Here is a 10,314-nt window from a genome sequence, read left to right as displayed (position 1 = left end):
TTGGATAAATTAAAGGAGAAACTCGCCCTTGGTAAGTTTTTCTATAAAATAGTAGCATCTCCTAATACTTTTAAAAAATTAGAAAAATAAGGCTGTCGTTGTTGATATTAGCACATAAAAAAAGAACTCCTTTTCAAGAGTTCCATCTTTTATACTTTGAGAAAAACTATGAAGAACATATCTTTTAACCATATATTAATTACTTCCTGTGCTTATGATCCTAAAGACTGAGTATCTTTTTATACTATTCTAAACAGTCTAATAGGTCTTTCCCATATACCTCAAGCTGAGTTAAAGCAGGAAATGGTGATTCTTCTAGAGATTTAATTAGCTGCCCCAGTTCTAGCCATTCAATTTGTTTTTCTTCAAATTCAAAGACATGAGGAAGGCTACTCTTTTCCATATTTACATCAAGCTGACTTCCATCAGAGAATGAAAAGGTTGCTTTCTCCCACCAATTATCGTGTGGAAAGTCTGCTCTTGTATACAGAACTATTCGGTTCACCTTAACTTTTCTTCCAAAGTCTACTTTTAATAATGCATCATCACGTCTGTTAATTCCCCAGGATTGGAATGGCCAATCACCATGGCTAAGGTTTGCAGTAACTCCATCTATAACGTTCCTAGCTGCAAAAACCACTTCTCCACGGGTTTCCACATTGGCAGATGCATGAGGATAACAAACTATGTTATTGCTATTTTGATCATAAACATTAAGACATAAATTACGATAAAAGTCTAAATCATAGGCTTCTGCTTTTTTAGCAGTTAGTAAGTGCACCTCACCATAAAAAGCCTTAGGAGAAAGGTTTACCCTCTGATCTCCAAAGGGAATAGTATATCTCAATTCCTGATCCTTTAAAAGAACCATTGACTTGCCCATGGCATCATCAAACTGAAGCCATATGAAGACATCTTTTTCAGAACATTTTAAAACCAACTGATCTCCCTGTTGGTATTTATGCCTTAAAACTAAGTTTACTTCATCTTCACCATCAACTTGTGCTATCACTTTTTGATCTACATCTAAAACTTCCATACTTAACTTCATAGATAAAACCTCCGTACCTGTCCCTTACTTAAATATCTTTCATGGAAACATGATCCATATCATCGAAATCCTGATTTTCTCCCACCATTCCCCATATGAAGGTATAGGCTTTAGAGCCGCAGCCAGAATGTATGGACCAGCTTGGTGAAATAACTGCCTCTTCATTTCTAACTACTATATGCTTTGTTTCTTTCGGTTGTCCCATTAGATGCATTACAATGGCATCCTCTGGCATTTCAAAATACAAATATACTTCCATTCTTCGTTCATGAGTATGACATGGCATTGTATTCCAAACACTTCCTGTTTCAAGCTTCGTCATGCCCATAACTAACTGGCAGCTCTCAACCTGTCCAGGCAATATATATTTACAAATGGTTCTATGATTTGAATTTTCTAAACTACCTAGTTCAACCTTATTAGAATCCTTAATAATAACAGTATTTTCCTCTGCTAACCCTTCTGGTTTAATCAGAACTGTTGGATAAGTTTTATGAGCAGGGGCACTGTTTAAATAAAACTTTGCAGGATTATTACTGTCATCGCTTGTAAGAACAATTTCTTTTGTTCCCATGCCGATGTACATACCATCTTTATTATTTAATTCATATTCTTTACCATCAGCAATAATTGTTCCTTTGCCACCAATATTAATAATACCCATTTCTCTTCTTTCTAGAAAATACTCTGCTCTTAATTCTTCACCTGCTGTCAAAGAAATTGCATCTATCGGTACCGCTCCCCCTGTAATAATACGATCATAATGACTGTATACCATTTTAATTTCACCAGGTTCAAAAAGCTTATCGATTAGAAACTCTTCTCTTAATTTGCTTGTTGCATAATTTTTCACCTCTGTAGGTGAAACTGCATTTCTTATTTCCATAATCCTTACCATCCTTTTTAAGTATGTACTACTTAATTCAAAAAACTATTTTCAAACCTCCTCTAAGTTTTCACAGAAAACTTGAAAATAGAAATTCTAATATATAGTGGTACATCCATATTAACGAATTACTCTTCCACTGCCACCAGTGGCAACAAGTGCCTCAACTTCATCAACTGTGGTATAGTTTATGTCACCTGGAAGGGTGTGCTTGATTGCCGCAGCCGCTATACCAAACTCCAAAGCTTCCTCCATGGATTTACCTGTTAGATAACCATGTAAAAATCCAGCGGTAAAGGCATCTCCTCCACCAACTCGATCTAGAATATGGAGGTCGTACTCTTTCCCCTTATAGTAAGTAGTTCCATCGGAAATTGCAGCAGAATAGCCATTATCTGATGCGCTTATACTGTTACGCAGTGACGTAATTAGATATTTTAAACCATAGTTCTTTACTACCTTTGCCATTTCTTCTGCACTAACAGATAGTTCATAGCTACTATTTATATAATCTATTCCATCCCCACTATATCCCATGCATTTAGCTGCATCTAAGGCATTACCAAAACAAATATCCGTGTACTCCATTAAGCTTTGCATTATTTTTTGTTTTTCTTTTACATCAGTAGTCCAAAGTTTTAGCCTATAATTTAAATCAAAGGAAACAGTAATATTTTTCTTTTTAGCAGCTTTCATAGCTGCCATAGTCAAAATAGCTGCCTTCTCACTTAGTACTGGCGTTATTCCTGATACATGAAATAAATCAGCTTGGTCAAAGATCTTATCGAAGTCAAACTCACTGACCTCTGCTTCAGTGATGGCCGAATGGCTCCTATCGTAGACAACCCTTGAAGGCCTAACAGAATAACCATTTTCTAGATAATAAATTCCAAGCCTTTCTCCACCACGAGCTATTTTACTACAATCAACTCCCTGTTTTTTTAGTATCTGAATCCCGCTGTCACCAATAGGATTAGAAGGAATCTTACTTATAAAAACAGATTGATGACCAAATAAAGCTAATGAAAGAGCAACGTTTGCTTCGCTGCCTCCAAAATGCAAGTCAAATTGGCTAGCTTGTAAAAAACGTCCATTTCCTGGAGGAGATAATCTAAGTAAAAGTTCACCTAAGGTTACTACCTTTGCCATTGTTTACTCACCCTCTCACTTTCTTTACAAGCTCCACTACTTCTCTTGTAGCTTTCTTAATTGCTTGGAAATCTCCGGTTTTCATATAGTCTGCTTTAACCATAAAACTTCCGCCACAAGCTAACACTTTTGGAAAACTTAAATACTCTTCTAGGTTGTTCCAATCTATTCCACCTGTAGGCATAAACATCATATCTGAATAGGGACCTGACAAGGCTTTAATCATAGGCAGTCCCCCAGCTTGCTTTGCTGGGAAGAATTTAACTGCTTCTAAACCAAATTCAATTGCTAGTTCTATATCAGAAGGATTAGCGCAGCCAGGGATCATCAATATATCTCTTTCTCTACAATAAGTTAAGGTTTTTGGATTCAATCCTGGACTTATTATAAATTCTGCGCCTGCTTCTATTGCCTGATCTACCTGAGCTGTATTCAAAACTGTACCAGCACCAATTAACATATCAGGAAAGCTTTTTTTAATAATTTCAATGGCTGCCTTAGCTTCCTTGGTACGAAAAGTTATTTCAGCTATAGGAAGCCCAGCTTCACACAAGGCTTCTGCCAAAGGAAGTGCATGATCTAAATCTTCGATTACAACAACTGGAACAACTCCGTAAGATTTAATTTTTTCTAATATAGTATTCATGTTCACCTCATTCCTGCCTTCTTAAAAGGCACTCTTATTTTTAAAACAATCCCTTCACTACGAAAATTAATTTCAAGCCTCCTCTATTTTCTAAGGGGAGGCTTGAAAACTATGAAGTTAATTTATTGGCACACAAGCTCCGTACCTATGTCCCTATAATTGCAGATTTTCTTCTATTCCTTCAAATACTATTGTTTTACTAGTACCATTCTTTAAGTTCACAGTAACAGGTCCAAAGCCACCACATTTTTTTGCATCTGTATACTCAACTGATGCAATAGGGAATAGCTGTTCTTCTGTAAAGTCTTCATGACTTTCTTTTGTAATAACCTGAGAGATCATTACATAAGGTTCATAGCCATATTGTTTTTTACGAGTTAACTTTCCATATACTATTATGGATTTTTCAGAATCCGGATTTGTACCTTGGCTATTAAGCATATCTATTTCGTCAAAGCCATCAAACACTGTCATAGCAAGCTGTTTTTCTCTTCCTGTAAAATCATGACCTTTTAATATAATTGCTTTAGCATTTCCATTTTCTCTATGAATAACCTCTGTTCCATTGTCTGGGAAGCCATAAGCTCCTAATGTCAACGAAACTGGTCTTCTGTACAGCCTAAGCTTATCTACTCTCATGATTCCATAATTCACAGGGAAATCAGCTAAGTTTACTGCTTGCATCCACATAGACTCTCTTGTTAAATCATAATTGAAGAACTGCCTACGATATAGCACTCCATCCTTTAAGCCATGCCACAAGGTCACATTGCATTTTTCGTAGGAGTTGTCTGTGATATCCTGCAGCACATACTGCTGAGATTCTACATGCTTTGCTGGTGCAGCTTCCCATGGATATTTTGTATTAAAACATAACTTAGAGTAATTCCACATACCATGATCATCATTTACATTTTTCACAATCTTTCCTGTACGTAGAATCGTCTCTCCATTTGCACCATGATTTGTGAAGCACAAAGCTGGTCCATTTAAAACAGTTTCTTTTATTTCATGGTCTGACAGTGTATCCCATGTACCATTGTTTTCCTTTGCTGCCCAAAAAGGATGCTCTTCAGGAAAATGAAGACATAAGAAGGCTTTTCCCATCCATAAAGGTGATCCAGCGCAAGAATATCCTTGTACTAAAGGAGAAAACTGACCATAAAATCCTAAGGTTGGTACTCCCTCATGTAAAAAGTCCTCTCTAGTGAAAAACTGAAGAAGAGAACCGGAGGCAATACGTCTTGCAAGTCCTGGGTCTGCTTTTGAATTTCTCAAAAGGAAGTTTCCATCAAAGGCACTGGTGCTTGCATTTCTGTAAATATTACTACGTCCCCACATGTTGGTAAAACCATCTTTATCAAAGAAATCACCATAGGTTTCCATTAACTTATTAGAGTTTTCTTCTATCTGCTTCGCGATATAAGGCTCTTTTTCATAGCCGTACCATTGGTTCCAGATAGGTCCATATACATTAAAGGCCCAGCAGGAATAATAGTCGAAGCAATGACCATCTCTATACCAACCATCTCCAGCGTAATAATTTAAAATAGCCTGAGCATGTTCTAGCATAATATCTTCATCTATCTTATAACCCTCTCTATATAAGAAAGCAAGATCTAACATATTAAATAGACGCCAGTTTTGAGGTACAGTGTTTGCATGAGCATAACTACTTAGGAAATCAGCAATTTTATCTTTTTCTTCTTTATTATAAGTATCCCAAATTTCACTTTTACAAGTCCAAAGACATACTACTAACGCACAAGTCTCAACTGTTTGTTGAAAGGCTCTAAAAGGATCCTTGCTCTGCACAATATTCATTAGCTCAAAGAAGTCACCTACGTAGTTTGCATCTCCTTTTGTGCATGCTCTTAAAATCTGTTCCTTATAATAATCTCTTATACTATAGTTACAGATCTTAAGTTCTGGATTGTTATGAATAAGTGGTGCTGCAATAAAGAAAGATCTTGCGAGTCCCTCAAAGATCTCAGCTTTTGTCTCTAATTCATAAAAATCTGCTGGAGAACTGTTATGAGGATAAGTTACCTCAGTTTCCTTTCTAGGCATAACCACAGGATCTTGAAAAGTTTTTATATTCTGAAAAACTCCAGTTAATAAATACTCACCAGCTTCAATCCAGCTTTCTCTAGTTAAGCCTGTATAAGGGCTAATTGAAAAATCTAATTTTTTTGGCTTAAATATCATTTTCATCCTCTCCTTATTACCAGATAAATAACTCTTTACCAGTTAACTTCCAAACAGCTTCAATGAAGTAGTAATCTCCATATATTATTGAAAATTCATGCTGTTTATCATGAAAAGCAGCTGTACATTTTTCTAAAATATTATCAATATTCTCATCCCAATTACATCTTTTTTCTGCTAAAGTTTTTATCAATCTAATAGCTGCCTTCTCATAAATTTCACTATCTATCTCATTTACCTGTTTTGCAATTTCTAACAGTCCGCAGGCAGCAATGGCAGCAGCTGTTGAGTCTTCATAAGTACAGTCTTCTGGCTGTCTGAAATCAACAGGTATCAGCCCACTTTCTGGAATATTATATATAAAATAATTGGCTACTCTAAGTGCTGTATCTAAATACTGTTTATTTTGGGTATGAATATAACTCAAAGTAAATCCATATAAGGCCCACGCCTGCCCTCTAGTCCAAGAAGATCCTTCCTTATAACCTTGGCCACCAAAAGTATTTACATACTCACCAGTTATAGGATTGAATTCAACAATATGATTTGAAGAACCATCCGGTCTTATAAAATATTTTTGTGCTGTATCTGCATGAAGCATTGCTATTTGCTTGAAACGAGGATCATTGGTTTCCTTAGATGCCCAATAAAGTAAAGGTAGATTCATCATGCAGTCAATAATTGCCCAGCCAGCAGTGTTGCCGTCACCACCATCATTCCAAGCTCGTATAAAGGAACCAGCTGGATTGAATCTGCCTGCAAGATTATTTGCTGCCAATAATCCTCTGTTTTTAGAAGCCTGATTTCCTGTTAATCTATAATTAGCAACCGCTGTAGGGAGCCATTTGAAGCCATTGTCATGGTCTAGTCCCTGTGCCTCCATAAGATTTCTATCTAATATTTCTTCATTATTTTCTGCAATCTCACGGAACAAATCATTCTTTGTGGCATTATATAACTGCCACATCATTCCTCCCCAGAAACCATTGGTCCACCAACAAACGTTGCTTTTCACCATGTCGTCAAATCTGCCATCAATAGTTGTATAAGGTATATTTTCCTTATTACGCTTTGCAACAACTTCAGATTTATTAATAACTTTTTCTGCTATTTCCTCTGCCCACTGTAATTTACTCATTTATCTTTTTCCTCCTACCTCTTCTTAGATGCTTTATTTATAATCATTTTTCACTATAATTTACTGTCTTTTCTTGCTTTTGCTATCAAGGTATCTCTGTAATCCCTAGGTGACATGCCTGTAAACTGCTTAAATTGTCTTGAAAAATGAATCTCGCTTTCATAGCCACAGCTTTCAGCAATCGCACTGATACAAAGCACAGACTGCAAAAGATAGAACTTAGCCTGCTCTATTCTCGCATTGATCACATCCTTCATACAGCTTGTCTGAAAAGTACTTTTGTAAATATGCTGTGCATAAGAATTACTGACATTAAGCTCCCTACATATTCGGTTAATATCCCACTTTTCCTGAGGATTGTTATAAATTCTGGCTCTCAGCTCCACTAACTTTTGATACAACGGATTTGACTTAATGGAATCGTTTTTATTCTGTAGCTGCTCAGAAATCCTGAATAGCAATATCTTCATATAATGATCTAAAATGTCCTCTTTAAATGAACTTTTAGAGTGCATTTCTGTAATAATTAAATTCAATATCAAGGATGCATAGGTGATATCATTTAAAACCACTGGCTTGTTCAAAACTATTTTAAGCTCTTCAAAAGGAGGTTCCTCTCCATGAAAATCAAAGTGCAACCAGTCATTGATATACTCACCACTCTTATTTCCGTAATTTGAAGGTACATTTTTATCAAATAAAACCATTGTCCCTGGAGGCATTTCATACTCCTCTCCATCAATAGAAAAAGAAGTCTCTGTCTTTGTAATAATTAATAAATAATCCTTACTACCTTCAGCATGCCTTACCACGAAATTCTGAGGATGATGATTGTTACACCCTCCAATATTTACCTTAATCATATATTTCTCCTAATTTAATGTGTTCTTATATATAGGTATCCAAAAACTATTAATATATATATGCCTGATTCTCCAAAGAAGTCAGAATAATCTGATCCCCACCGTCCGAAAACTTGTAGCAAGTATAAATTAACTTTCTGTATAGTAACTTTTTAAAGTTATACTATTTCAGTCTAAAATCTAAATCTAAAACTCCTTTACTGCTGAAAATAATATTTAAAAATATAACAATTACCACAAGGCTATACATCCGTATACTATGTTTTCACGTATATAGCAATTGATTCAATTACAGTTTAATTTTATCAAATTCTGCCTGCTTTACAATATCCTATCCAGCTATAACTTAACATATCCTGCTTTTTATCTAAATATACTGTTTCGAATTGTCCTATGTATTCTCAGGAAAACTTACCAATAATTAACAAAAGAGATTTGTATTGCTCTGATATTTATTAAATTTATTAAATACCCAGCTTCAACTTAAGTTTGCTAATTAAATCGCTAAAACAGAAACTAATCATAGTTTTATTTCTGATTAATTACTGAAAAAAGCCACCCAACTATTATTATAACTTAATAAGTTAGGGTAGCTTTCAAATAACCGTATTGGGGGTAGTTTGAAGTATTTTAGTTGTATATAGCTATGTATTTAAAAAATGTGGGTGATTATTAAACACTTAGATAATTAAATAACTTAAGCATAAAAGATCTTGCATCTAATATTACGATTATGGAAATTAGGACTGTTTTTATAGCAATATCTTAGGTAGTTAATGCTATTTCTGTAGCCTATGCCTTTATATTTAAAAAATGTGGGTGAAGTGAACTATTAGATGCTTAGTAAGTTTAAAGAACTGAAATAACTATTAGGACTTTACTTTAACATTAAAAGCTCTATCAATAAACTCAAGAACTAAATAGACTTTTTAAATACAGTATCTTCAACTTTATTATTATCATGATTTAAAGAAGTCCAGAAGTATGGGATTTATCTGATCAGCTTTTCTTAGAGGAAAATCATGATTTGAATTGTCCAAAAAAATTGTTTTGCAATTTGGGTTTCTCCTGCCAAGCTCCTCTATGGATCTTATCATTTCCTTAAGTTCTTTTTTGCCGCATACAGCCAGCATTGGTATTTTTATATTTTTATAATTGGTAGTTTCATCTAGCAAAATCCGATTTTTAAACCAGGCTGCATACTGCTCTGGAGTTATCTTCTTTGAATAATCCACCATGAATTCCGCCTGTTGCTTTGTATAGTGCCAGTACTTTGCTTGAAGCTTAATTAGCCAGCCAAATTTCAATGCAAAACTTGAATACTTTGCGATTTTTACATACTTATCAATGGTGTTTTGTGTAGCACAGACCCAGGCACTTAAAAATACAGCTTTGTCAAACAAGAATTCATATCTAGACACCATTGCCACTGCAAGCTCTCCGCCAAGGGAATGGCCAACTAGTGTAACCTTATCCTTCCCAAGTTTCTTTATAAGATCAGCCAATGCCTTGATAGTCTTTTCAGGTTCATAGAATTCTTCAACCTCTTTGCCACTTCCATAAAGATGAGGCACGACCAGATGATACTTATCCTGAAAGCAATATTGATTACAGAAAGTATCAGTAGCTGCTGCTCCGTGTAGGAATACTATTGTGTGGTTTTCCCTTTTCCCATATTCATCATAGTACATAAAAACTCCTCCTTATAAAAGTTTTGTTTATATAACTCCAATACTTTTGCAAACTCCAAGTCAATTTCGTCTATGTCTTTATCGCTGCTTAAGGCACTTCTCATAAAGCCTTCAGCACACCATATCAGTGATTGAAAAAGAAGCGATATATCTACTCCTTCCCTAAACTTTGTTCTATCTATCCTTTCAAAAAAGTGTCTATAATTGTCATTAATCAAAGGTTCTGCAAATCCAGCTATGTCAGCGATGACCTCTTTATCATTTTCCATATACACCTTAACTAAAAACTCATATATATATCTGTATTTCTTCATAAGCTTGCATTTTATCCTCTGAGATCGCAGCATTATTTCAAAAAAATCACTTTCCATAACATTTCTGTTTTTATTAATCTCGTCAAGCACCAGATTGATGCAGTGTTCATAAAGGAAAAGATACATTTCCTTCTTATTTTTAAAATAATAGAATAGAAGCCCCTTGGATATTCCTGCTTCTCGTGCAATTTCAAGAGTTGATGTCTGGTAATAGCCTGACTTAGAAAAAACCTTCAAGGCACTATTTATAATCTGCATTTGCCTCTCTTCAGGCAGCTTTAAAAATTTTTCATTCATACGGAGCCTCCGAGTGTATTAACCAAAACGGTCAATGGATTCTATAGTCATATTACATCCATTGACCGTTT

9 protein-coding genes are annotated in these 10,314 nt (G+C 35.1%); all 9 read right to left on the bottom strand.

Annotated elements, in window-relative coordinates; translation table 11 throughout:
- Positions 1–244 precede the first annotated feature (244 nt).
- The gene (locus tag GXK57_RS25860) at positions 245–1,051 is read right to left on the bottom strand and encodes a carbohydrate-binding protein (protein WP_160680900.1); all 807 of its coding nucleotides are present in this window, start codon (positions 1,049–1,051) and stop codon (positions 245–247) included.
- A 28-nt stretch (positions 1,052–1,079) separates the two neighbouring features.
- Positions 1,080–1,937: a 5-dehydro-4-deoxy-D-glucuronate isomerase gene (kduI, locus tag GXK57_RS25855; RefSeq protein ID WP_160680899.1), complete on the bottom strand. Its 858-nt coding sequence runs from the start codon at positions 1,935–1,937 to the stop codon at positions 1,080–1,082.
- A gap of 120 nt (positions 1,938–2,057) precedes the next feature.
- A complete protein-coding gene (locus tag GXK57_RS25850; RefSeq protein WP_160680898.1) occupies positions 2,058–3,086 on the bottom strand; it encodes a sugar kinase in 1,029 nt (342 codons plus the stop codon).
- A 7-nt stretch (positions 3,087–3,093) separates the two neighbouring features.
- On the bottom strand, positions 3,094–3,732 hold the full coding sequence (locus GXK57_RS25845; protein ID WP_160680897.1) for a bifunctional 4-hydroxy-2-oxoglutarate aldolase/2-dehydro-3-deoxy-phosphogluconate aldolase: 639 nt from the start codon (positions 3,730–3,732) through the stop codon (positions 3,094–3,096).
- Positions 3,733–3,885: 153 nt separating this feature from the next.
- Complete coding sequence (locus GXK57_RS25840) at positions 3,886–5,940, bottom strand: DUF2264 domain-containing protein (RefSeq protein WP_160680896.1); 2,055 nt, start codon at positions 5,938–5,940, stop codon at positions 3,886–3,888.
- 16 nt (positions 5,941–5,956) lie between these two features.
- Positions 5,957–7,078: a glycoside hydrolase family 88 protein gene (locus GXK57_RS25835; RefSeq protein WP_160680895.1), complete on the bottom strand. Its 1,122-nt coding sequence runs from the start codon at positions 7,076–7,078 to the stop codon at positions 5,957–5,959.
- A gap of 53 nt (positions 7,079–7,131) precedes the next feature.
- Positions 7,132–7,941 carry an AraC family transcriptional regulator gene (locus GXK57_RS25830; protein WP_160680894.1) on the bottom strand — a complete coding sequence of 270 codons (810 nt, stop codon included), beginning with the start codon at positions 7,939–7,941 and terminating at the stop codon, positions 7,132–7,134.
- 959 nt (positions 7,942–8,900) lie between these two features.
- Positions 8,901–9,632: an alpha/beta hydrolase gene (locus tag GXK57_RS25825; RefSeq protein WP_160680893.1), complete on the bottom strand. Its 732-nt coding sequence runs from the start codon at positions 9,630–9,632 to the stop codon at positions 8,901–8,903.
- On the bottom strand, positions 9,590–10,243 hold the full coding sequence (locus GXK57_RS25820) for a TetR/AcrR family transcriptional regulator (RefSeq protein ID WP_160680892.1): 654 nt from the start codon (positions 10,241–10,243) through the stop codon (positions 9,590–9,592). Before GXK57_RS25820 ends, GXK57_RS25825 begins: the two co-directional genes overlap by 43 nt.
- Between the last annotated feature and the right edge of the window lie 71 nt (positions 10,244–10,314).

This window comes from Clostridium sp. C8-1-8, from assembly GCF_009928445.1.
Taxonomy (GTDB): Bacteria; Bacillota; Clostridia; order Clostridiales; family Clostridiaceae; genus Clostridium_AR.
This window is presented reverse-complemented; position numbering and strand designations above follow the sequence as displayed.